The organism is Enterovibrio qingdaonensis (genome assembly GCF_028683135.1).
In the GTDB taxonomy this organism is placed as follows: domain Bacteria; phylum Pseudomonadota; class Gammaproteobacteria; order Enterobacterales; family Vibrionaceae; genus Enterovibrio; species Enterovibrio qingdaonensis.
This window is the reverse complement of record NZ_JAJUBB010000003.1, coordinates 257,769-279,852: the sequence shown is the minus strand read 5'-3', so window position 1 is coordinate 279,852 and position 22,084 is coordinate 257,769. Positions and strand designations below refer to the sequence as shown.

The window sequence follows — 22,084 nt, the reverse complement described above, 5'->3', positions numbered from 1 at the left end:
AACAGGGTTACAACTGTTAAACGTGGATTCACAAAAACCAACTTATTGAATCAGAACAACTCTTCGTGGCAGCAAGCCTACTGGCACGAATTTTGGTACACGGAACAACAAAGCGACGTTTTTATTGAGCAGTTTACCGTTTTGTTTAAATTTGTACCTTGTTAGGGGAACACCATGTTTAAGGCGTTTAAAGCCATCATTGCGCTGGTATTGCTTTGTATTTCTAGCATGGCCTTTGCTGCGGATTTGCCGAACGCACATGCCATGTATCGTGAACTTGGACTGACGCATCAGTTGGAATATAACAAGTTTGCAGAGGCCTATAACCACTTCAAATCTCACCCAACGAAAAAGCCCATTTTTACCTTGATAGACTATGGAAAACCGTCTTCCCAAAAGCGATTTTGGGTGATTGATGCGCATAAAGGCAAAGTGTTGTATTCGTCATACGTCTCACACGGTAAGAACAGTGGCAGCCTCTATGCAACGAAGTTTTCTAACCGAATCAGCTCCCACAAAACATCTGTTGGTGTGTTCCGTGCAGCGGAAACCTACTATGGGAAACATGGCTACTCGTTGCGTTTAGATGGGTTATCGAAAGGTGTGAATGATAATGCGCGTAAGCGCGCCATCGTTATCCATGGTGCATCGTATGCAAACCCAAAAGTGATTTCGAAAACAGGGCAGCTTGGCAGAAGTTGGGGTTGTCCTGCATTGCCGACATACCTTTCCAAGAAAGTGATTAATACGATAAAAGACGGTACTTATATTTACGCATTTGCTTAGTTGTCAGTAAACGTATTAGAAAAGCGCGTATCGAGAGAACGCGCTTTTTTATTGAATGTTATTTCGGTCATTTACACCTAACTTAAAAATGCTTCTTATCCTGACCTTTGAAACTAGACGAACAGAACGCTTCACGTTAACTCTCAATGTCAGTTAACGTCAGGATATAACAATGAAATCGTCAATAATCATCTCAACGACTTTGGCTTTATCGCTGCCAAATGCGATGGCTTCCCCGAGTGCAATCCCATCAACCTTTCAGCCTCAACTTGCTAAGGAGTTTCAAGAAGGTATCCATACGGATTGGAGCAACTATCTATACAGCGAAAAGCTGGATGGGATCAGAGCGATTTGGGACGGAGAAAAATTGCTGACCCGAGCAGGGAATTTGATTGCCGCGCCAACGTGGTTTACCCAACGCCTCCCAAATGTGGCTTTGGAAGGAGAGTTATGGGCAGGGCGTGGCTTGTTTGAGCACACGATGTCCGTTGTGATGGATGACTATCCGGAGGATGAAGCTTGGCGTTCTATTCGCTTTATGGTGTTTGATCTTCCTTATCATGTTGGTGAATTCGAATCTCGGTATCAGGCGTTACGCGCATTGGTGATTGATCTAAACGCAGATCAGCTTGGGTATATTCCGCATTATCCCGCTATCAGTGAAAACCGCATCTATGCTTTATTACAAGAAACCGATCGAAACGGCGGAGAAGGCCTAATGCTGCGGCATCGAAAGCAGGTTTATCTTCAGGGTCGGTCTGATGCAATGATAAAAATGAAGATATCGCAGGACGCCGAAGCCGAGGTGATTGGCTACGTAAATGGAAAAGGCAAGCACCGTGGCCGTATGGGCTCTCTCATAGTGAAATTGGCGGACGGAAAGACGTTTAAGATTGGCACTGGTTTTTCCGATCAGCAAAGAGAGAATCCACCGCCTTTAGGGGCAATGGTGACTTATCGACACAACGGATTTACAAAAAATGGCATTCCCAAATTTGCTCGGTTTGTCAGAGTGGACATTACCAAACAATAAAACCCCTATAAGCTCACACTTTGGCACTTACTGTTGGCGAAAAAGAACTTCTGTTCAGAAACTTATGTAATACCTTCTTCTTTGCCATGGTAGGTTCCAATGCAGAAACCACGTCGTCCAACATTGCAAGATGTCGCATCCCTTGTGGGCGTGACAAAAATGACAGTGAGTCGATATCTGCGTAACCGAAATCGTGTGGCAAAGGTAACGGGGGAGCGAATTCAAATTGCGTTGGATGAGTTAGGTTATATACCCAACAGAGTGCCTGATATCTTATCCAACCGCGCAAGTCGCACCCTTGGCGTCGTTTTACCTTCATTAAAGCATCCGGTTTTTCAGCAGGTTATCGAAGGTATAGAAAAGTCGGCTGCAGTGTCTGGTTATGAAGTAATGGTCGCACACAGTGGGTTTGAAGCTGAGTCAGAAGAGATGCGTATACAAACTTTGTTGTCGTTCAATGTTGATGGACTCATTCTCGCTGAAAGTGAACACTCTGAACGCACGTTAAAAATGATAGAAACGGCGGGTATCCCGTACGTGGATATCTTGGATGCGGAAGAAGGTGAGCATCGAGCAAGAGTCGGCATTGATAATGAACTGGCGGCACTGTCCATGGTTTCGTTGATGATTGAGAGGGGATATAAAAAAATCATCTGTTTAAGTGCAAAGAAAGGAATTCAAACGCAAAGTAAGGTTCAAGGCTACATTATGGCGATGGAAGAGGCGGGGTTTGAACCCAAGAGCCTTTCTGCAAAATCAGAGGTTTCCGTATCGCTAGCAAAAAAAATGACGCGAAAAGTATTGGACCGCTATCCAGAAACGGATGCCTTCTTCTGTACAGATGACGAACTCGCAGCGGGTGTTCTGCTGGAATGTCAAAACTTGAATATCTCCATACCGGACGAAATCGGTATTGCAGGTGTTCATGCGTTGGATATTGGCCAATCTCTTATGCCACGCCTTGCAAGCATCATTACTCCTGACAGAGAAACAGGCGAGAAAGCTGTGCTTTCCCTTCTGGCCATGCTTCAAGGAGAAACGTTGAAGAGTGAGCCGCTTGAATTTGAACTAGATGAGGGTGAAACGCTTCTACAGGTTAACGACGATCTATCTATGTTTTAAAGGTTACTTTTGCATTTATATATTCTCGCTGGTGTAGATATAAAACGGTAGGACCTTGTTTTTTTTCTCAGTGAATCTTTCTTGTTTCACATCAATCATCATTTGGATTGCTTCTTCTGCAATCTGTCCAAAATCGCCAGATAAAATAACGTCAATCCCCCCTTGTAATAGGTCGATGCGAGATTGTGGCGCAAGCTCTAGGGATACGTAAAAAGGAGGTTGGTCACGGCCGAACTCTTGAATGGCTTTACGTGTGCCGCTACTGCCTCCACCCGCGCTGAAAATACCGACTAAATCGGGATATTCTCGAAGTAGCTTCTTCGTTGCCTCATACGTCATCTGCTCGTCATCTAATGTGGGTATTGACTCTAGCAACCTGAACGCAGGGGCCTTTTCGCGGAAGTAACTACGAAAGCTTATCTCGCGGTCTTCTTGACTTAAATAGCGGTGGCTACCGATAAGTACCCCGATGGAACCTCTGTCACGACAAAATCTGTGCATTGCCCATGCCGCCGTGCGACCTCGCATACGGTTATTGGTGCCAACATAGCCTGCGACATTGGGAGAGGTGAGGTCAGAAAGAAGGGCAATAACAGGTACGTTGTTGCTTTTTAGTTTGTCGATGGCCGCCGAGATGAAAGGGTGGTCAACAGCCGTGACGACGATGACATCATGCTTTTTCCCCAATTTGATCATGCGGGTGGCAATGACTTCAGGGTCGAGGTCGTCAATCACATCGACCGATATACTGCTTGCCGGATCCAGAATCGACTGGGCACTGTTTTCAAAGGCTGCAGCACATAATGGGGAGATATTTTTCTGCAGCAACACAACACCGTTGATTGGGCGGATTACATTAGATTCCTGCATAGCAGCTTCAAATACTGCAGGCGGTCGCCAGCCTAGTTCTTTCGCTGACTCCATAATGCGTTTGGTTGTTGCGCTTTTTACAGGCGCACGTTGATTAATCACCCGATCAACCGTGGCAACACTGACTTTCGCTTTTTCCGCGATTTGCTTTATTGTGATTCGCTTTGCCAATCGCACCTCCCTAGGCTAAATGCTTGGCGGAAAGGTCCCGCTACTGCTTCTTTCATTGGCAATTCACCCAAGAGCCGCCTGAAGTATTTGATTCAACGGATGCTTCAATGAATATTACACCTTTTGCTCCGTCTTCAACTGTCGGATAATTGAGCCAGCCTTCTGGTGTGGGAATGCCGTCTTTTCTAGCAGCTACTGCCATGGAAAATTCGGTGTAGAGGTTTGCCCATGCTTCGATTAATCCTTCTGGGAAGCCGCGACCAGTGCGAACAAATCGTTCAACGGAAGGGTAGATACCATGTCCCTGGCCGCGGCTTAATACGCTGTCAGGCTGACCATATTTGTTGTACTTGAGCTGTTCTGCATTTTCCATATCCCACTCGATGCCCCCTTCGCTACCAAAAACACGTAAGCGCAGTCCTCCGCGGTTACCGGAAGCGATACGTGTTGCCATTAAAGTTCCCGGTACATTACCTTCGTAGCGGGTCATCATAAAAACCGTGTCTTCAAGCGGTTTTGGCGCGCCACAGACATGCATTTCTGCACGAAGGTCAGTCATATCTAGCCCTGATACGAAAGTGGCAAGTTGGGCTGCGTGAGTGCCGATATCGCCGGTACAGCTGGTGGAGCCAGATTTCTTTGGGTCTAAGCGCCATTTCACATGTGCGGCTTCACCGACATCATCGGGGATCATCCAATCCTGCATAAACTCCACGTGGATTTGCACTACCTTGCCAATTGCGCCGTTTTTCACCATTTCACGTGCCTGACGAATCATGGGGAAGCAGGACATGGCATAACAAACACCGAACACTTGTCCCGTAGACTTTGTAAGTTTGATTAAGTCGGCAGCTTCTGAATACACATTGGTGAGCGGTTTATCGCAGAGCACATCAATACCCACATTCAGAAAAGCTTCTGCTGCTTCAAAGTGAACATGGTTGGGTGTGGTTATCATCACGGCATCAATGCCATCTTCACGCTGGGATTCTTTCTCCGCCATTTCTTGATATGACGAATAACACCTGTCTTCTTGTAGAAACCATTGTGCCCCACGGGATTTTGCTTGCTCAGGGTTAGAGGACAAAGCACCAGCCACGATCTCCCAACGGTCACTTAGTCTTGCTGCCATCGCTTGTGTCACGGCGATTCTTCCGCCGCCCACGATGCCAATCCTAAGGCGACGTGATAGGGCGGGGAAAGCTCCCTCAAAATCTATGTTTTCTGGTAGTAATCGTGTTGCCATTTTGAATCCTTTATTCTGGGCTTAACGTCGGATTTACCTTGGGATGGGATTGCCGGACGTTAGAATTTCAATCGCCATAAATATGCCTGGCGTAATGGTTTCATATTGGTGCCACGGATAGCTCAGTTCAGCATCAAACATGGGCTTGTGCGTGCAACCCGGCGCCATGGTTTCTTCAAGAAACAGGGTTGATATGTCTTTCTCGCGGCACTGCTGCATTTTCCCGAACCCAACGATTTGTGTATGCACTTCCTGAGGTTCCTCACCGCCTAAATGCACATGGTTCTTGTGTAACCCTACATTCAGAGGAACGGTTGAGGCGTGATACATGCTGAATTGAACATTACCGACTGCATTTTTCGGCGACATGTAATGCCCAACGCCTTTAAGGCGTTCTTCACGACGAACTTCATAAGCCAGAGGCCAAGTGTTTCGTACTTTTTCCAACAGTGTGTTTTCATCGTCGAAATCATCGAAACGCTCAACAAGAACACATTTTTCGACGTTGTATAGCGTGACGTCGGTGGAGATGATGGACTGAAACGGTGCCAACCACATACCCGCTACATAAAGCGGAGATTCAGCGATATTCAGCACGATGGTTTTGTCTGAAATAATGATTTCAGGCTCATCAATGATGTATTTCACAGTGAAAAAGGGTTCTGCAAAATTAAGTGTTTCAAGGCTCATAATGCTCTGGCTCCATCTTCACTACCGGAGTCTGTTACCCTTGGGAAATCTTCAGGTAAAGCACTTGGCGACTCGCAACGGCTTTTAACTTGATAGTACTGGCCTGTTTTTGCGGATTCGAGAATGCCAAACATCACTTCACAGACGTGCTGTGCAAGCTTTCCATTGGCACGAGCAGGACGCTGGTTCTTCACGGCATAAGCAAGATCAAGCAACCCGAGTCCACGCGCTTCTTGATTAAAACCGTGTGTATTTTCAGCGACAGACCAAAATTCGAGATTGGGTGTCCGTGGGCGATAAACCCAACGAGCCGTTTCACGTGTTTTATAAAGCACTTGGCCGCCGAAGATGTTGAAGCCGTCAGTCGGGTCAGGGTCGTTGATGCAAAGCGTCCCGTTTTCGCCGTAAATTTCCATGCGGGGCGTTTGGGAGTCCCACACATCAAAACTTGCCATCAAGGAGCCCTGAACGCCGGATTCGAATTCAAGAAGCGCATTGATGTGAGTATCGACATTCACTGGAATTTTCTCGCCAACTCGGGGCTTGGATTCAATTAAGCGTTCATCTAGCGTCTTTTTAGCTAAACCGCATACACGGGTGATCGGGCCAAGAAGTGCAACCATTGCTGTCAGGTAATAAGGCCCCAAATCCAGCAAAGGGCCGCCACCGTTTTGGTAGTAAAAATCTGGGTTAGGGTGGTGACGTTCTACTCCGCGGGTTGGTACACAGGCCATCACACCGGTTGGCTGACCTATCACGCCCTGATCAATGAGTTTCTTGCAGGTTTGAAGTCGACCTCCAAGAAAGGTATCGGGGGCGTTACCCACATAAAGGCCTTTTGCCTTTGCAAGGGCGAGAATTTCTTCTCCATCCGCTAAGTCAGTCACGAACGGCTTTTCAGAGTAAACGTGTTTCCCTGCATTAAGTGCGGCGATGGAGATCTGCGCATGAACTTCGGGAATAGTGAGGTTCAATACACAATCAATAGAAGGGTCATTGATGATTTCATCCGGCGCACATACACGCGGGATGTTGTAGGCGTCGGCTTTTTGTTGTGATTCTTCGATATTCAGGCTGGCACAAGCGACAATATCGAGCAAGTCGAACTGTTGGCAAGTCGTTAGATACTTGTCACTGATAACGCCACATCCGATTAAGCCGATTCGAAACTTTTCCATGTTTGTACTCAGAGCTGTCTTGGGATTGCTGATTGTGTGATGTTCACTTTCCTCACGATGAGCGCACCCAAAGCACAGCCACGGCTCTCGTTTTACTTGGGTAGGGAAAGTGAAGAAGAGGCACCGCAGCGATACTGCTGCCACGATGCCAGTTGACTTAGTGTCGGTTTACATTAAAGCGCGTTGATCTTCTCCAGAAGACCGTCTGGCCATTGCTCAGAATAATCAGAGTTTAGGTAGGCACCTTGAACTGTCTCTTGGAAAGCTTCCAGATTTGGTTCGTAAACCTTTAAGCCATGATCTTTGAAGAACTGAACCAGTTCTGCTTCAAGTGCAAGCTGCTTTTGGCGAGCAGATTCTGCTGCGTCATCAGAGGCTTTTTGTAGCACCGCTTGTTGCTCTGGCGTGAACTTATCCCACACTTTTTTAGAGATAGCGATGTAGTTCAGGTCAACCAGGTGACCGGTCAGAACGATTTGTTTGGTGACTTCGTAGAACTTGGCATCTTTATCCGTTGGTAGCGGGTTGTCTTGACCGTCAACCGCGCCAGTTTGCAGCGCGGTGTAAACCTCTGCGAAAGCCATTGGCGTTGGGTTTGCACCGAGTGCTTTACCCAAAAACTGCCATGCATCGGTACCTGGCATACGCAGTTTCACGCCTTTCAGGTCTGCAGGCGTTGCTACTTCAAAATCTTCGCGAAGGTTAACGTGGCGGCGGCCGAGATACATCACGCTCAACAGTTTCACGTTGAGTAGATCTTCAGCTTCTTCTTTCAGATCGTCCATGAAGTCTGCTGCGAATACGCGCTTCTGGTGCTCTGCATCTCGGTGAACGTAACCTGCTGAGAAGATGGAGAATGCAGGAATAAACTCAGCAAGCTCCTGCGCGGATGTGATGGTCATGTCCAAGTTGCCACGTGCAATAGCTTCTAGGTCAGTACCTTGTTTGAACAGTGAGCTGTTCCAGTGTCCTTCGAACTCAGCAAAGTCGGAAACGGCTGGACCGAATACTTCGGTCATCGCAACTGCGCGTTGGTCAGTCGCCGACGCTGAAGCAGACATTCTCAGTTTGGTGTCTGCCGCGTGAGCGAACGAGGTTGCGCCCATTGCAACGACCATCGCTGCCGCTGTAAACACTTGCTTCAGTTTTGGTCGTGCCAATAGTGCTGTCGATCTCATGCTTATTACCCCTGCATTGTGTTGTTGGTTTGCATTCCATTCCACTTCATTATTGGTCTTGTTATTTTTGGTTAGCAAGATGTTAACAGTATTTTAAATGAGACAAATCAATCATCAGAAATGATGGAAAAACATCATAACTTGATGGGTGTAAGAAAAAATCGACAAGAAGCTATTCAGCTATTGGATTGATTTTTAATGAGATGAATAGAAAGTTAGGCGGTATCTGAATGATGTGAAAGTTGTCTGTGAATTCAGAAGATCTTTTTCCCGCAAAGGTTAGAAAAACCTTTTTAATGAGTTTTATCGCATAGCGAATGTTAAATTTGACGCTGACTTTCCGTTACCCGCGTTTTGAATTGCTTGGGGGCTTGTCCGGTATGTCGCTGAAAAAATCGGGAAAAGTAGCCAGGATCTTTGAATCCAAGCTGGTAGCCAATCTCTTTGGCAGACAATTGAGTGAAAACTAGCAAGCGTTTTGCCTCATCCAATAAATGCTCATGAACAATTGCCAACGCTTGTTGACCTGCCGCTCGTTGGCAGATGCGGTTGAGTTGCCCCTGACTCAATCCCAACGCCTCAGCATATTGGCTAACTTGCCAATGTTCGGTGGCATGGGTATCTACCAAACGGACGAAACGTTCAAATAATGCGGTTTTGCCATCGCTGCTTTCCTGAATGTCACCGCGCTGCCTGTGCCGCGCTAGCATCACAAACACAATCTTCAAGTAAGCGCCAATGATCGAAGCCTGGCCGATCTTAGGCGTATGAAACTCTTCGAGTAGCCGCTCGCCCATTCTTGTGATTTCTCCCTCGTCCGTTTCGTCATCCAAGTGCACGACCATTGGCTCCCGAAAAAGTTGGGCGAGGCCTTGTCTTTCTGCATCGTTAAATAGACTCATCATAAAAGGGTGGCTGACAGAAACAATAAACCCTGTCACACCTGGCTGGTGGGCAAAACCGTGGACTTCCTTGGCGGGAATGGAAAGTACACAGCGGCCATGGTGTTCGGCACTTTTATCGCGAATATGCGCATGCATGGAGCCAGATTCGAGAATCATCAGCTGGTGGAGGTTGTCATGGCGGTGTGGATGGATTTCCCAATTGTGCTTGGGCAGCGATTGCTCTAAACGCGCAATGTGCATGTAGTCCGGCGCGGTTTCAGGAAGCTCTTCACCATAGAGAAAGTAGTGGGGAATATCAGCCATTCAATACAACCTCAAGAATGTGGGATGTTAAAAATGTACAACAAAATGTAAATAAGTTGAATTTATTGCGAGCGATATCATGCCTATGCTGTTTCCTAAAGCACACAAGGAAGGTGAGAGATGCTGTCAGTTCCCTACATGCAAATGCGCGGTGGTAGTTCTAAAGGGCTATATTTTTTGGCCTCTAATCTACCGAGAAACGAAGCATTACGCGATCAGGTTATTCTCGATGCTGTTGGTCGTGATGCCCGTCAGATAGACGGTCTCGGTGGCGGTCATCCACTGACAAGTAAGGTCGCTGTCGTCTCTCCATCATCATTGCCTGATTGTGATGTCGACTATCTGTTTGTGCAGGTGGTGGTGGGCGAGAACCGCGTTGATACCTCTCCAAACTGTGGGAATATTCTCGCTGGCGTTGGCGCATTTGCAATCGAAAACGGATTGGTCGATGCCGAAGAAGGCGTGACGACTGTACACGTGAATATGCTGAACAGCGGCAACCGTTGCGACCTCGACGTACAAACGCCGAATCAAAAAGTGCAATACGAAGGTAACGCGGCTATCGATGGCGTGCCCGGAACGTCAGCACCTGTTATTTGCAACTACAAGAACATTGCGGGCTCCATAACAGGCAGCCTGCTTCCTACCGGAAATATCAAAGATACCTTCGATGGCGTTGAGGTCACCTGTATTGATAACGGTATGCCAGTTGTGTTGATGCGCGCGTCCGACCTTGGTGCTTCTGGCTATGAATCGGCCGATGAACTTAACGCTAACGAAACACTGAAAGCCAGAATTGAATCAATTCGCTTGCAGGCGGGTGAGGCAATGGGTCTGGGAGATGTGACTGACAAAGTCGTTCCTAAGATGGGCCTTATTTCGCCACCTGTAGACGGTGGGCACATCTGCTCACGCACCTTTATCCCAAGAGTCTGCCACACCGCAATCGGTGTTCTCGGTGCGGTATCTGTCGCGACCGCAGCTGCCATGCCCGGAAACGTGGCAGAAGGCATTGTCGAGATCCCCGATGGGGACGTGAAGACCATCTCTGTAGAGCACCCGTCCGGAGAGTTTTCAATGGAACTGACATTTGACGATCAAGGAAATGTCACCAAAGCCGGGCTGCTGAGAACCGCAAGACTGCTCGCCAGAGGCGAACTCTTCGTCCCAATTAATACATAAAAAACATCAGGAGTCATGGAATGACCAAACCAAGCTGTATGCCACCAGATAACAACACGCGCACGCCGCGTTTCGTGGCTCCACCTAAGTCGTGTGATGCCCACTGTCATGTGTTCGGTCCTCATGCACAGTTTCCCTATGCGGAAACCGCGACCTACTGGCCGCCAGATGCGGGTAAAGATGCGCTAAAGCGTGTTCACGATACGCTGGGTATTGAGCGGGCAGTGCTGGTACAGGCGAGCTGCCATGGTCGAGATAACCGCGCCATGATGGATGCGATTGCTTCGAGTAATGGGGCTTACCGCGGTGTTTGTATGGCGGATGACACCTTTACCGACAACGATTTTCAAGATCTGCATGAAGGTGGCGTTCGCGGTATTCGCTTTAACTTTGTTACCCATCTTGGCGGTGCGCCAAACCTGGAAATGATGGCCAGAGTGCTCGAGCGTGTGAAGCAATACGGCTGGCACTTGGTCATTCACGTGAATGCGGAAGACATCATTAAGTATGAAGACTTCTTTAACCGTATCGACATGACCATTGTGGTTGACCATATGGGGCGTGTACCGACTTCCGAAGGTGTCGGTCAACAGGCATATCAGATCCTGCTGGAGTTTATGCGCCGCGAAAGCTGGTGGGTAAAAGTGTGTGGTTCTGAGCGTATCGCGCTTGCTCCTCCTTTCTACGATGCAGTGCCTTACGCACAAGGTTTGGTGGAAGTGGCACCAGAGCGAGTGCTTTGGGGCACTGACTATCCGCATCCTAATATCAAAAAACACATGCCTAACGATGCGGATTTGTTGGATCTCGTGCCTTTGATTGCACGTGATGAGACCACCCAGAAAAAGATTCTGGTGGATAACCCAGCAAGACTTTACGGATTTGATGACTAAAGACGCAAGGACAGAAGTATGTCTATGAGAACCATTCAAGGCGTAGCGGTAAAACACATAGAACGCGCCGACGCTCAAGTGATTGAAGGCCTCGCTGCTTGTGGCAGTGCGACCGTGCATGAAGCACAACAACGCACGGGTAACCTTAACCACGAACTGCGCCCGATTTACAAAGGCGCGCAAATCGCGGGCAGTGCAGTCACTGTATTAGCGCAGCCGGGTGATAACTGGATGGTGCATGTCGCTATCGAGCTTTGCCAGCCAGGTGATGTACTGGTGATTGCGACCACATCGCCATGTACCGATGGCTATTTCGGGGATTTGCTAGCGACCTCAGCACAAGCAAGAGGCGTGCAAGGACTGATCATTGATGCCGGCGTGCGTGATACCAAAGATCTGACGGAAATGAAATTCCCGGTGTGGTCTAAAGCTGTGTCCATCAAGGGGACGGTGAAAGCCACATTGGGCTCGGTTAATGTCCCTGTGATTTGTGGCGACCAGCCTATCTATGCTGGAGATGTGATTGTCGCAGATGATGATGGTGTGTGTGTTGTGCCTCGCGCAACGGCAGAACCCGTGTTGGCTTCTGCGCAAATGCGAATGGAAAACGAAGAAACAAAACGCGGCATGCTGGCACAAGGCATTCTTGGTCTGGATATGTACAACATGCGCCCGAAATTGGAGCAAGCAGGATTTCTCTACGTGGATAAGCTGGAGGATTTGGAATGAGCACGGAACCGTTAATCATTGATTGTCACGGACACTACACCACAGCACCGGATGAGTTAGGTGAGTACCGCGAGCAGCAAAAGAAAGAACTGGCGATTGATCCTTTATTCGACCATGTCAAAGGAATAGTAAATATATCGGATGACCAAATCCGCGACAGTCTGGAAGGCGCGCAACTGAAGCTTCAAAATGAACGCGGCACAGATGTCACCATATTCTCGCCACGTGCAAGCTGGATGGGGCACCATATCGGTAATCAAACCACCAGTAAGTATTGGACAGAACACTGTAACGAGCTTATCTACCGCATTACTGAACTGTATCCACAAAACTTTATTGGCGCGGCGCAATTGCCGCAGTCGCCAAATGCAGATATGGCTGCAAGTGCTGCGGAGCTAGAGCGCACCGTCAAAGAACTCGGCTTTGTCGGCTGTAATCTGAGCCCAGACCCTTCGGGGGGCTACTGGACGGCACCACCATTGGACGACAAGTTCTATTACCCAATCTATGAAAAAATGTGTGAGTTAAACGTGCCCGCGATGATACACGTGAGTGGCTGTTGTCATCGCTGTTTCCACACCACGGGCTCACATTACTTGGGGGCAGACACCACGGCATTCCAACAGTTGATGATGTCGAAAACCTTGTTTAAAGACTTCCCTGACCTGAAATTCATCATTCCACATGGCGGCGGCGCAGTGCCTTACCACTGGGGGCGTTTCCGCGGTTTGTGTGACATGTTCAATCTGTCATCGCTAACAGAGATCATTGAGAACAACATCTACTTTGATACCTGTGTTTACCATCAGGAAGGTATTGATTTGCTGCTGGAAGTGGTGCCGATTGAAAACATCCTGTTTGCCTCTGAAATGATTGGTGCGGTTCGTGGCATTGACCCAATGACTGGGCATTACTTTGACGATACCAAACGTTACATCGATGGTTCTAAGCTTAACGTTGAAGACAAAGCGAAAGTCTTCAACGGCAACACCCGAGATGTGTTTGCTCGCATGGATGCCAGATTGAAAAAAGTAGGGTTGATCTGAGAAGGAAGCAGTAATGCGTGAGCGCAGAGATTATGACGATATTCCCGGTACTTATGTTTTCGATGGTGAGAAATCGAGGGCAGGGTATCACCTCAACATGTTTTGTATGTCGCTAAATAAATCGGAAAACCGAGATCAATTCCGCGAAAGTGAAGAAGCTTATATCGACAAGTTTCCCATGACGAAAGAGCAGCGCGATGCAGTATTAAAACGCGATTGGTTAGGCATGCTCCGTTTAGGCGGCAACATCTACTACACCTTCAAGATCGCTATATTCGACGGCATGACCATGCAACACGCAGGTGCTGCCATGTCAGGTAATGGCATGACGTTCGAAGACTTCAAGCAAATGATGCTGAACGGTGGTCGCCCGATTGAAGGCAACCGCAGCAAAGCGGAATGGGCAGAGTATTACGCCAAACCTGAGAACAAGGAGCAGTACGATGGGTAAGATTGTTGGCGGAATAGGGACGTCGCATATCCCATCGATAGGTGCTGCGATGGATAATGGCACCATGGTAGGCGAATACTGGCAGCGTTTCGTGAACGGGATTCAGCCAGTGCGTGATTGGATGGAAGCGGTGAAGCCAGACGTATGCTTGATTGTTTACAACGATCACGCGTCGGCATTTTCGCTGGAATCCATTGCGACTTTCTCCATCGGCGTTGCACCGCAGTTTAACCCTGCAGATGAAGGCTATGGTCCCCGTCAGGTACCTGCTTGTGAGGGAAATAGTCAACTGGCATGGCACATAGCGGAATCCCTGATTCTGGATGAGTTCGACATGACCATTGTGAATGAAATGGATGTCGACCATGGCCTGACCGTCCCACTTTCCGTTGTTTACGGTCAACCGAAGGCGTGGCCTTGTCAGGTGATCCCTCTGGCTGTCAACGTGGTTCAGTACCCCCAGCCAACCGGAAACCGTTGCTACAACCTGGGCAAAGCCATTCGCAAAGCGGTCGATAGTTTCCCCGACGACACCAAAGTGGCCATCTTTGGCACAGGTGGTTTATCTCACCAATTACAGGGTGAGCGTGCAGGGCTAATTAACGTCGAGTATGACTGTAACTGGCTCGATCTTATGGTCAATGATCCTGATGCCGCGAAGAAAGTTTCCCACACTGAATACCTGCGTGAAACGGGTTCAGAAGGCATTGAAGCGATTATGTGGTTGGTGATGCGCGGGGCGCTTGATGACAAGGTGGATGAAGTATACCGATTCACCCATGCTCCGGTGTCAAACTCGCATTATGGCTTGACGATTTTAGAGAATGCGAGTGACAGGGTCACGGAAGGTGCTATATCAAAAGAGCCAAACAGTTAAGGAATAGACAATGAAAATCATTATGGTGGGTGAAGGGGCTTTCGGTCACAAGCACCTGGATGCGCTGAAGAATATCGATGATGTGGAGGTGGTGTCGGTTGCAGGAGGTGTCGAAGACAGCACCAAGGCAACGGCTGAAAAATATGGGATCGCGCATTGGACACTGGACTTACAGGAAGCGTTGGCTCAACCGGGCGTTGAAGCGGCAATTATTACGTCGCCGACACCTATTCACGCCAAACAAGCCATTGAAGTGATGAAAGCGGGCAAGCATGTCATGGTAGAAATCCCGATGGCGGATTCTCTGGCAGATGCACAAGCTGTGTGTGATGCCCAGGAAGAAACCGGATTGGTTGCCATGGCAGGGCATACCCGCCGTTTCAACCCAAGCCACCAGTACTTGAACAAGAAGTTCCGCGCGGGTGAACTGAACATTCAACAAATGGATGTTCAGACCTACTTCTTCCGTCGGAAAAACCTCAATGCTTTAGGTCAGCCACGCAGCTGGACTGATCATCTGTTGTGGCACCACGCATGCCACACGGTAGACCTGTTTGCTTATCAAACGGGCGAAGAGATTGTCGATGTAATGGCGATGCAAGGACCAAAACACCCAGAACTGGGTATTGCGATGGACATGAGTATCGGCATGAAAACCACCTCTGGCGCGCTGTGTACCTTGTCGTTGTCGTTCAATAATGATGGCCCGCTAGGTACTTTCTTCCGTTATATCTGCGACAATGGCACTTACATCGCGAGATACGACGACTTGGTTGACGGTAAAGAAAACCCGATTGATGTCAGCAAGGTCGATGTATCCATGAACGGTATCGAACTTCAAGATCGCGAGTTTATCGCTGCTATCCGCGAAGGAAGGGAGCCAAATGCCAGTGTCAATCAAGCGTTGATTGCCATGAAGGTATTGGATCGCATCGAGAAAGCATTGGGTGAGTAACTCACGCAAAGAATAAGAAAAAGCAGAAGGAATGACACCTATGGAAAAACGCAACATTGGATCACTGGTGGTATCACCGATTGGACTTGGTTGTATGAGCATGTCTCACGGCTATGGCCCAAGTGATGAACCGACCTCCATCCAGTTACTCAATGAAGCACTCGACGTGGGTTATGATTTCCTCGATACCGCCACCATGTATGGCGGCGGTAAAAACGAAGAGCTGATCGCGAAGGCGGTGAAACACCGCCGAAGTGAGTATGTTCTTGCCAGCAAATGCGCGCTTTTCTCCAAAGACGGAAAACCGACCATAGATGGCAGACCGGAAACCATTCGCTTGCAATGTGAGGCCAGCCTAAAGCGACTGGAAACCGATGTCATCGACCTGTACTACCTGCACCGACTCGATCCTAATGTGCCTATCGAGGAGAGCGTTGGTGCATTGGCAGATTTGGTCAAGGAAGGGAAAATCCGCGAAATCGGCTTGTCTGAAGTCTCCAGCGATACATTACGACGCGCAAATTCGGTTCACCGAATAGCGGCCGTGCAGTCGGAGTATTCGCTTTGGACTCGATTGCCTGAATTGAAAATGCTCGATGTTTGCGAAGAGCTGGGCACAACGTTTGTGCCATTCTCGCCGTTAGGACGCCAGTTCCTGACGGGGAAAGCCCAAGAAGCTTCACGTCTCACTGACGGCGACATTCGTACGTCAAATGCGAGACCAAGATTTGAATCCGACGCTTTTGCAAGAAACAGCGAACTACTAAAGCCATTGGAAGAAGTCGCGAGAGAACTGAACTGTTCATTGGCGCAACTCGCGCTGGCATGGATAGTCAACCAACCAAACCACCAGGGCTTGAAAACCTTGGTGCCGATTCCTGGTACTAAGCATATTGATTACATGCGTGAAAATGCCGGTGCGATTGGCGTGACAATGTCACCTGAGCTATTGGCACATCTTTCTTCTCTTATGCATGATGATCTTGTCATTGGTGAGCGATACAGTGAAGGTCAGATGAAAGTGATGGACTCGGAAAGAGATAGACACTAAAAACCGCCCTGAAAATTCATCAATTAGTGCCCAGAGTGTTTCGTCATGATGCTCTGGGCGTTTTTGTTTTGGTTGCACTACGCTAAATGTTAAATATATAAATATGAGTGCATATAGATGGGAAGTGCGGCAATAGTACCAGAGGGCATGAAACTGAATGTTATTTGTAGGCTCGAACCAGGGTGTCTTGGTCCTCAGGGGAGCAGCAAAATTGACGATTTTTGCCAGTACATACTGGAAGAGATGAACGCGTTAAATACGGCATTTATTTCACTGGTTGTCGTTCCACGAAATGACAAGACACTGCCTGAAATGCAGTTTAATGTGCTCGGAAAAAAGATGAACCGAGATCAGGCAGGTAAGTACCTTCAAAAGTTTGATAAGAATCTTGACGACTTTGAAGGCGAACTGGAAGGTAAGCTGGAAATCTTGATTGATAAGTTTATGGGCTATTGAATGTCACAATAGACAAAGGCCGCTGGTGCGGCCTTGTTTTATCCTTTTTCTAATTGGGTTCGATAACACTGACGACACTCGTCGTACACAAACGTCAACGAATTTCGAATACTTTCCAATTCATCATCTTGATAGTGTGAAACATAAAGAAGCTGACTCAGATTCTCCCGCGCGATCAACTCTAAGGTATTTTTCATCAACCTACGCCCCAAGTAATCCAATCCCTGATAAGGCTCATCCAGAATCAAAAGCGTTGGTTGCTTTACAATCGCACGGGCAATGAGCAGTAGTCGTTGTTGTCCGTATTCTAGCTTTCTGAAAGGTGTTTTCACATATTGGCTCATGTGAAGGATATCCAACCATTCGCGTGCAATGGTTTGCTCTTGAATGCTTGGCTGGGAATACAAGCCGATCGAGTCGTAAAAGCCTGAGAGAATCACATCAAGTGCGGTGCAATTAACTCGATATTGTAAATGAAGCGCAGAGGACACCATGCCTATGTGCTTTTTAATCTCCCACACTGTTTCGCCAGAGCCGCGCTTTTTACCAAAGATGTGAATGTCATTACTGTAGCACTGGGGATGATCGCCGAAGATCATCCCGAGAATGGTGCTTTTCCCGCACCCATTCGGGCCTTTGACTTGCCAATGCTCGCCTTTATCAATTCGCCAGTTTACGTCGGTAAAAATGGTCTTTTCCGTGTATTCAACTTTGCCGTTTTTCAACTCAAAAATCGGGTTTTCAAACAGCGTATTGTGTTGATAGCGACGAATTAGCGCCATCATCTCTTCACTTTGTTGCTCAGACTGCGACGCGATTTGTTGAATAATAGGGTGGTTATCCCATCCAGCTTTGTCTATCAACTCAACCAATTTTCCACGTTCGAACATCGCCACATGATCAACCCAATTAGGTAAGTCTTCTTCCCGTGCGAAGACCACCAACATTTGAACGGATTCAGATAGCTTTTCAAGATAGTCAGCGAGCGATTGACGGTGGGCAATGTCCAAACCGGCGAAAGGGTTATCCAACACCAAAAAGTCAGGCTTTTCAGCCAACGCACGCGCTAACATTACGCGACGGGTTTCGCCGGTAGAAAGCACGCGAAAGCCGCTCTCTTCAAGGTCACGTAGATCAAGATCTTCAATCAACTGCTGTGTCAGTGCGGCGTCTTCGCATTGCTCAAAAACAAGATCGTAAACACGGGTGCCTGTATCAATGCGATCGAGGAAATCGGTGTCATCTTTTTCACGCTCTTGTTCAAGGAGTTTTTGCTGCTCAACTAACGACACTTGTGAGATTTTTAGGTCGCCTTTTACTAACTCGCCTTGAAACGTGATAGTGCCGCCGAAAACCCCACCAAGTAGAGAGCCAATGTCTCCCTCAGTGCTAAATACCGCCCAAGATTCAGCATGGGCAATGGTCCAGCTTTCTATGCTAAGCGTTGACGTTGCGCCTTCCGCGGCGAACCGATTGAAGTTGATATCCATATCTTTTGTTTGTTTTGTCAGCAAGTAAGTTGGTTATAGCAAGTTTGAAGGTAGGAGTCAGTAATTGGTTTTAGCTGTGAGTTACATCGCGATAAAACTTGGCTGGACATATTGATCTCAATGACATCCATTCTCATTAAATTATGCGTGTGAACGCACGTTGGACAATCTATCGCTCAGTGGTGAAGTTTTGCTAATGTCATTTTTATGTATCTAAGATGTTTTGGATGTGATGTGTTTTCTAGTGGTATACCGCTGAAAAGTAACGCTGAATTTTAGTTGTCACCCATAGCTAACCAAAGGATTGGTCATGAAAAAAGATGAGGACTTCTACGCCTGGAAGACTCGCAGGGCGAAGGGGCAATTTGATTATATCGTGGGTGATATTGTTAAAGACGCCATAATCTTGTCTATCATCCTGTCAGGCATATCTGTTTTCTTTGGTGTTGATGTCATCGTTTCATTGTTGATGGATAGCTACTATTGGATTGCCATTCTGCTCCTCGCGTATCCGATGTCTTTGCTAACGTGGCACTACAAGGAACATCAATTTAGAAAAGAGTGTGTGCGTAGAAACTTCGAATTTACGCCATCAACATTTTTTAAGGTAAAAGGATAAGGACGTATCCAGTTATGGGGAAACAGTTTTCAGCGTTATCCGAAAAGCACATCGCGTTTATTCAAAATCAAAAGATCTTCTTCGTTGGTTCTGCGGCTGATACGGGATGTGTCAATATTTCTCCCAAAGGTGGAGAGTCGTTAAGCGTTATTAGCCCTACGCAAATAGCGTGGCTAAATCTGACGGGAAGTGGGAACGAGTCGGCATCACATGTCATACGAGATCCTCGTATGACTATTATGTTCTGTGCCTTTGAAGGTGCACCATTGATACTTCGCGCCTATGGAAAAGCCAAAGTACTACATAACAAAGATGCAGAGTGGGACGAGTACTCTCGCCTGTTTCCCCAAAGTGTCGCCGCTCGCCAAATATTCTTACTTGATATCACTATGGTGCAAGCATCGTGTGGCATGTCTGTCCCTTATTTTTCTTATGAGGCAGACCGTGATGATCTGGCCAAATGGTCAGAGAAGCAAGGGCAAGAAGGGATTGAAAAGTATTGGTTGAAAAAGAACCAGACAAGTCTAGACGGCTTTGAAACTGAGATCGCAAAGCGTACGGGGTTGGACGAATCTTAGTTTTGTGAATAGGGCATTTGAACCTCAAACAGTGCTACTGATTTTTCGATGTACATTTTTAACCACTGATAGGGAATGCAAATGCTAGAAAGTAATTACATTAAACATCCGTTAAATTGTGAAAAATGTAATGCGCTGACACCTCATATCGAACTGCCACAAGAAGAATCGGCAAGCGTTGATGGTGATAAAAACAAGACGCAGTATATCATGTCTTTCTTTTCTTCCGACGAGACGTCACCCATCGCGAGTTATGACGACGATGTAGCGAAATACAAATGCGAGAAGTGCGGAACTGTTTCGCAGCAGTAGATTAAATCACACGGGAGCAGAAGGGCATTCCTCCATTGAGGTGTAAATCGGCCAGTAACTACGTGGCCGCATTTTCGATTCTTGGTTGATGCAAGAATCGAAATTGCTTTCACCCCACCAACTCCCTTGCCTGCATGGTCAATCTTATCTGGCTGTTCGCAGCACCAAATCCTTGATAACCATTTCGCTGTACGATTTCAAAGCAGAACCTACCTGCAAACATCGATGTGTACAGTTGATAGAAACTGCCGTTGTCGTCTTCATCGTAAAGGATGTTGTATCGCTTTAGCTTGTCGATCGTTTCATCGGAAAGGGCAAAGCGTGCGGCCAAATCATCATAATAGTTTGCGGTTACGGGCATGGTCGTTGTTTGTTGTTTCTCCATAAACTCAGCGGTGGCGAATATATCTTTCGTAGACAGCGCGATGTGGTTTACTCCCGTCCCCGCGTATTGGTCGAGAATTCTACTGGAAACGGTTCTGGAGGCTTGGCTGGAATTCAGTGTAAAACTGACACCTTTGTCCGGCGTTTGAAGAGCCTGGCTTTTTATAAGACCGCCGGGATCCGACACATCAACGGTTGGCATGGTTGTCATGTTAAACATAGAACGGTAAAGCAGCACAGAGTGAAGCATTTCTTCATAGCTCATTGTTATCGCGACGTGATCGACACCCTCCAAAAACGCGAATGTCATGGCGTCGTCATTCCAAACAAACTCGCGTTCCCAATGAGGTGGCTGTTCGGCATCATCGACCATGTAAAGCAGGCTTTCTCCAGGGCCATAAATGGCGGGAATACCATGAGTATCCGTCTCTGAGTTACCACAAACAGGACGAAATTCGAGTTTTTTAGCTCGCTCGATCATGTCACTGACTTTGTGACAAGTTAGCCCTACGGCACACACGGAAACGCCGTGTTGTTGGTGGAACTTCTGAGCGAAACTGTCAGGTTCCATGTTCATCACAAGGTTTATATTGCCTTGTCGCCAAAGCTCTACTTCCTTGCGTTTGTGCGTTGCGGCATGACTGAAACCAAGCTGTGAAAGTAACTTCGTTAGGGATAGTTTTTCATTCTCACTAACGGCGAACTCAATAAATTGTACTTCACTAGGTGCCGATACCTCAGGGATCTTGGCATTTTCTACGTCGTTACTTTTCTCTGCTGCTTGGTTTGCATAAACCAATGAGCGGTAGCCATCCCGTGCGGTCTTCTCTGTTGAGCCAGCGCGGAACTGGTCGTTGAAAATCTCTAATGAGAACGGGCCGTCATAGCCTGTAGCATGAAGGTTTTGCACAAATTGATTGAGTGGGAGATCACCTTGTCCCGGGAAGCAGCGATAATGCCTGCTCCAACTTAGATGGTCCATGGAAAGGCTAGGGGCATCAGCGACTTGTACTAGAAAAATTCTGTCTCCGGGAATATTGAGCATGGTGTCCAGCTCGGTTTGCCTTGAGAAAATATGGAAAGTATCCAAGCACAAACCGACATTCTGGTGGTTAGCGCGACGTACGATTTCCCACGAATCACGGTAATCATAAACGTATTTACCCCATCCCAACGCTTCGTAGGCAATCCGCATATTACGCTTTGCCGCGCGTTCGCCAAGCTCATGAAAATCATCTGCTGCGCGTTGAATGCCGCCTAACGCATTTGGCGATACGCTGCTGCATACCATCAGCAAATCCGTGCCTAACTGTTCCATCAAATCAAATTTACGCTCTGCGCGGTCAAACGCCTTTTGACGGTAAGGAGCCGGAAGGCCTTCAAAATCGCGAAATGGCTGGTAGGTCACGACTTCAAGGCCGTGGTCATCCAGCATACTGCGGATTTCATGCACGGAGCCATTGTGGGTGATTAAGTCATTTTCAAAGATTTCGATACCACGGAAGCCTGCTTTGGCAATCGCCTCAATTTTTTGTCTCAAAGTGCCTGAAAGACAAACCGTTGCGATGGAGTAAATCAT

General features: G+C 47.6%; 23 protein-coding genes. 15 read left to right on the top strand and 8 right to left on the bottom strand.

The window, feature by feature from the left end; genetic code table 11:
* Positions 1–174: 174 nt before the first annotated feature.
* The 3 genes from LRP49_RS06140 to LRP49_RS06130 all read left to right on the top strand — a co-directional run bounded on the left by LRP49_RS06140 (position 175) and on the right by LRP49_RS06130 (position 2,941).
* Entirely contained in the window at positions 175–786 is a 612-nt protein-coding gene (locus LRP49_RS06140; RefSeq protein ID WP_274140950.1) for a murein L,D-transpeptidase catalytic domain family protein, read from the top strand.
* 172 nt (positions 787–958) lie between these two features.
* Positions 959–1,819, top strand: a complete 861-nt coding sequence (locus tag LRP49_RS06135; RefSeq protein WP_274140948.1) for a DNA ligase — start codon at positions 959–961, stop codon at positions 1,817–1,819.
* A gap of 99 nt (positions 1,820–1,918) precedes the next feature.
* Entirely contained in the window at positions 1,919–2,941 is a 1,023-nt protein-coding gene (locus LRP49_RS06130) for a LacI family DNA-binding transcriptional regulator (protein ID WP_274140946.1), read from the top strand.
* Positions 2,942–2,956: 15 nt separating this feature from the next.
* Here LRP49_RS06130 and LRP49_RS06125 read toward each other — a convergent pair whose 3' ends face one another.
* The 6 genes from LRP49_RS06125 to LRP49_RS06100 all read right to left on the bottom strand — a co-directional run bounded on the left by LRP49_RS06125 (position 2,957) and on the right by LRP49_RS06100 (position 9,482).
* A complete protein-coding gene (locus LRP49_RS06125) occupies positions 2,957–3,982 on the bottom strand; it encodes a LacI family DNA-binding transcriptional regulator (protein WP_274140944.1) in 1,026 nt (341 codons plus the stop codon).
* A 52-nt stretch (positions 3,983–4,034) separates the two neighbouring features.
* Entirely contained in the window at positions 4,035–5,228 is a 1,194-nt protein-coding gene (locus LRP49_RS06120) for a Gfo/Idh/MocA family protein (RefSeq protein ID WP_274140942.1), read from the bottom strand.
* Between the two features lie 33 nt (positions 5,229–5,261).
* Positions 5,262–5,918, bottom strand: a complete 657-nt coding sequence (locus tag LRP49_RS06115) for a hypothetical protein (RefSeq protein WP_274140940.1) — start codon at positions 5,916–5,918, stop codon at positions 5,262–5,264.
* A complete protein-coding gene (locus LRP49_RS06110; RefSeq protein ID WP_274140938.1) occupies positions 5,915–7,096 on the bottom strand; it encodes a Gfo/Idh/MocA family protein in 1,182 nt (393 codons plus the stop codon). Before LRP49_RS06110 ends, LRP49_RS06115 begins: the two co-directional genes overlap by 4 nt.
* A 173-nt stretch (positions 7,097–7,269) precedes the next feature.
* Positions 7,270–8,274, bottom strand: coding sequence for a sialic acid TRAP transporter substrate-binding protein SiaP (locus LRP49_RS06105; RefSeq protein WP_274140936.1), 1,005 nt, complete (start codon positions 8,272–8,274; stop codon positions 7,270–7,272).
* A 320-nt stretch (positions 8,275–8,594) separates the two neighbouring features.
* Positions 8,595–9,482: a helix-turn-helix domain-containing protein gene (locus LRP49_RS06100; RefSeq protein ID WP_274140934.1), complete on the bottom strand. Its 888-nt coding sequence runs from the start codon at positions 9,480–9,482 to the stop codon at positions 8,595–8,597.
* Between the two features lie 120 nt (positions 9,483–9,602).
* Here LRP49_RS06100 and LRP49_RS06095 point away from each other — a divergent pair, with 120 nt between their 5' ends.
* The 9 genes from LRP49_RS06095 (at position 9,603) to LRP49_RS06055 (ending at position 17,122) form a co-directional block, all read left to right on the top strand.
* Complete coding sequence (locus tag LRP49_RS06095) at positions 9,603–10,664, top strand: 4-oxalomesaconate tautomerase (RefSeq protein ID WP_274140932.1); 1,062 nt, start codon at positions 9,603–9,605, stop codon at positions 10,662–10,664.
* Between the two features lie 20 nt (positions 10,665–10,684).
* Complete coding sequence (locus LRP49_RS06090) at positions 10,685–11,557, top strand: amidohydrolase family protein (RefSeq protein ID WP_274140930.1); 873 nt, start codon at positions 10,685–10,687, stop codon at positions 11,555–11,557.
* A gap of 18 nt (positions 11,558–11,575) precedes the next feature.
* Positions 11,576–12,286, top strand: coding sequence for a 4-carboxy-4-hydroxy-2-oxoadipate aldolase/oxaloacetate decarboxylase (locus LRP49_RS06085; protein WP_274140928.1), 711 nt, complete (start codon positions 11,576–11,578; stop codon positions 12,284–12,286).
* A complete protein-coding gene (locus LRP49_RS06080; RefSeq protein WP_274140926.1) occupies positions 12,283–13,332 on the top strand; it encodes an amidohydrolase family protein in 1,050 nt (349 codons plus the stop codon). Before LRP49_RS06085 ends, LRP49_RS06080 begins: the two co-directional genes overlap by 4 nt.
* 13 nt (positions 13,333–13,345) lie before the next feature.
* Complete coding sequence (ligA, locus tag LRP49_RS06075; protein WP_274140924.1) at positions 13,346–13,783, top strand: protocatechuate 4,5-dioxygenase subunit alpha; 438 nt, start codon at positions 13,346–13,348, stop codon at positions 13,781–13,783.
* Positions 13,776–14,660: a class III extradiol dioxygenase subunit beta gene (locus LRP49_RS06070; RefSeq protein ID WP_274140922.1), complete on the top strand. Its 885-nt coding sequence runs from the start codon at positions 13,776–13,778 to the stop codon at positions 14,658–14,660. Before ligA ends, LRP49_RS06070 begins: the two co-directional genes overlap by 8 nt.
* 10 nt (positions 14,661–14,670) lie before the next feature.
* On the top strand, positions 14,671–15,615 hold the full coding sequence (locus tag LRP49_RS06065; protein ID WP_274140919.1) for a Gfo/Idh/MocA family oxidoreductase: 945 nt from the start codon (positions 14,671–14,673) through the stop codon (positions 15,613–15,615).
* 40 nt (positions 15,616–15,655) lie between these two features.
* Positions 15,656–16,666: an aldo/keto reductase gene (locus LRP49_RS06060; protein ID WP_274140917.1), complete on the top strand. Its 1,011-nt coding sequence runs from the start codon at positions 15,656–15,658 to the stop codon at positions 16,664–16,666.
* A gap of 147 nt (positions 16,667–16,813) precedes the next feature.
* Positions 16,814–17,122, top strand: coding sequence for a hypothetical protein (locus tag LRP49_RS06055; RefSeq protein ID WP_274140915.1), 309 nt, complete (start codon positions 16,814–16,816; stop codon positions 17,120–17,122).
* A 38-nt stretch (positions 17,123–17,160) separates the two neighbouring features.
* Here the strand turns inward: LRP49_RS06055 and modF are convergent, their stop codons facing one another.
* The gene (modF, locus tag LRP49_RS06050) at positions 17,161–18,612 is read right to left on the bottom strand and encodes a molybdate ABC transporter ATP-binding protein ModF (protein ID WP_274140913.1); all 1,452 of its coding nucleotides are present in this window, start codon (positions 18,610–18,612) and stop codon (positions 17,161–17,163) included.
* Between the two features lie 310 nt (positions 18,613–18,922).
* On the opposite strand from modF, the gene LRP49_RS06045 reads away from it, so the two are divergent.
* From LRP49_RS06045 to LRP49_RS06035, 3 genes are all read left to right on the top strand, one after another.
* Positions 18,923–19,231, top strand: a complete 309-nt coding sequence (locus tag LRP49_RS06045) for a hypothetical protein (protein ID WP_274140911.1) — start codon at positions 18,923–18,925, stop codon at positions 19,229–19,231.
* Between the two features lie 14 nt (positions 19,232–19,245).
* Positions 19,246–19,809, top strand: coding sequence for a pyridoxamine 5'-phosphate oxidase family protein (locus tag LRP49_RS06040; RefSeq protein ID WP_274140909.1), 564 nt, complete (start codon positions 19,246–19,248; stop codon positions 19,807–19,809).
* 81 nt (positions 19,810–19,890) lie between these two features.
* Positions 19,891–20,121 carry a hypothetical protein gene (locus LRP49_RS06035; protein WP_274140907.1) on the top strand — a complete coding sequence of 77 codons (231 nt, stop codon included), beginning with the start codon at positions 19,891–19,893 and terminating at the stop codon, positions 20,119–20,121.
* 109 nt (positions 20,122–20,230) lie between these two features.
* Here the strand turns inward: LRP49_RS06035 and LRP49_RS06030 are convergent, their stop codons facing one another.
* Positions 20,231–22,084, bottom strand: coding sequence for a bifunctional sugar phosphate isomerase/epimerase/4-hydroxyphenylpyruvate dioxygenase family protein (locus LRP49_RS06030; RefSeq protein WP_274140905.1), 1,854 nt, complete (start codon positions 22,082–22,084; stop codon positions 20,231–20,233).

Excerpts from the sequence above, each read along its gene's own strand:
- LRP49_RS06140 (WP_274140950.1), top strand. The coding sequence starts at position 175 with ATGTTTAAGGCGTTTAAAGCCATCATTGCGCTGGTATTGCTTTGTATT.
- LRP49_RS06135 (WP_274140948.1), top strand. The coding sequence starts at position 959 with ATGAAATCGTCAATAATCATCTCAACGACTTTGGCTTTATCGCTGCCA.
- LRP49_RS06130 (WP_274140946.1), top strand. The coding sequence starts at position 1,919 with ATGCAGAAACCACGTCGTCCAACATTGCAAGATGTCGCATCCCTTGTG.
- LRP49_RS06120 (WP_274140942.1), bottom strand. The coding sequence starts at position 5,228 with ATGGCAACACGATTACTACCAGAAAACATAGATTTTGAGGGAGCTTTC.
- LRP49_RS06115 (WP_274140940.1), bottom strand. The coding sequence starts at position 5,918 with ATGAGCCTTGAAACACTTAATTTTGCAGAACCCTTTTTCACTGTGAAA.
- LRP49_RS06110 (WP_274140938.1), bottom strand. The coding sequence starts at position 7,096 with ATGGAAAAGTTTCGAATCGGCTTAATCGGATGTGGCGTTATCAGTGAC.
- LRP49_RS06105 (WP_274140936.1), bottom strand. The coding sequence starts at position 8,274 with ATGAGATCGACAGCACTATTGGCACGACCAAAACTGAAGCAAGTGTTT.
- LRP49_RS06100 (WP_274140934.1), bottom strand. The coding sequence starts at position 9,482 with ATGGCTGATATTCCCCACTACTTTCTCTATGGTGAAGAGCTTCCTGAA.
- LRP49_RS06095 (WP_274140932.1), top strand. The coding sequence starts at position 9,603 with ATGCTGTCAGTTCCCTACATGCAAATGCGCGGTGGTAGTTCTAAAGGG.
- LRP49_RS06090 (WP_274140930.1), top strand. The coding sequence starts at position 10,685 with ATGACCAAACCAAGCTGTATGCCACCAGATAACAACACGCGCACGCCG.
- LRP49_RS06085 (WP_274140928.1), top strand. The coding sequence starts at position 11,576 with ATGTCTATGAGAACCATTCAAGGCGTAGCGGTAAAACACATAGAACGC.
- LRP49_RS06080 (WP_274140926.1), top strand. The coding sequence starts at position 12,283 with ATGAGCACGGAACCGTTAATCATTGATTGTCACGGACACTACACCACA.
- ligA (WP_274140924.1), top strand. The coding sequence starts at position 13,346 with ATGCGTGAGCGCAGAGATTATGACGATATTCCCGGTACTTATGTTTTC.
- LRP49_RS06070 (WP_274140922.1), top strand. The coding sequence starts at position 13,776 with ATGGGTAAGATTGTTGGCGGAATAGGGACGTCGCATATCCCATCGATA.
- LRP49_RS06065 (WP_274140919.1), top strand. The coding sequence starts at position 14,671 with ATGAAAATCATTATGGTGGGTGAAGGGGCTTTCGGTCACAAGCACCTG.
- LRP49_RS06060 (WP_274140917.1), top strand. The coding sequence starts at position 15,656 with ATGGAAAAACGCAACATTGGATCACTGGTGGTATCACCGATTGGACTT.
- LRP49_RS06055 (WP_274140915.1), top strand. The coding sequence starts at position 16,814 with ATGAAACTGAATGTTATTTGTAGGCTCGAACCAGGGTGTCTTGGTCCT.
- modF (WP_274140913.1), bottom strand. The coding sequence starts at position 18,612 with ATGGATATCAACTTCAATCGGTTCGCCGCGGAAGGCGCAACGTCAACG.
- LRP49_RS06045 (WP_274140911.1), top strand. The coding sequence starts at position 18,923 with ATGAAAAAAGATGAGGACTTCTACGCCTGGAAGACTCGCAGGGCGAAG.
- LRP49_RS06040 (WP_274140909.1), top strand. The coding sequence starts at position 19,246 with ATGGGGAAACAGTTTTCAGCGTTATCCGAAAAGCACATCGCGTTTATT.
- LRP49_RS06035 (WP_274140907.1), top strand. The coding sequence starts at position 19,891 with ATGCTAGAAAGTAATTACATTAAACATCCGTTAAATTGTGAAAAATGT.
- LRP49_RS06030 (WP_274140905.1), bottom strand. The coding sequence starts at position 22,084 with ATGATTTACTCCATCGCAACGGTTTGTCTTTCAGGCACTTTGAGACAA.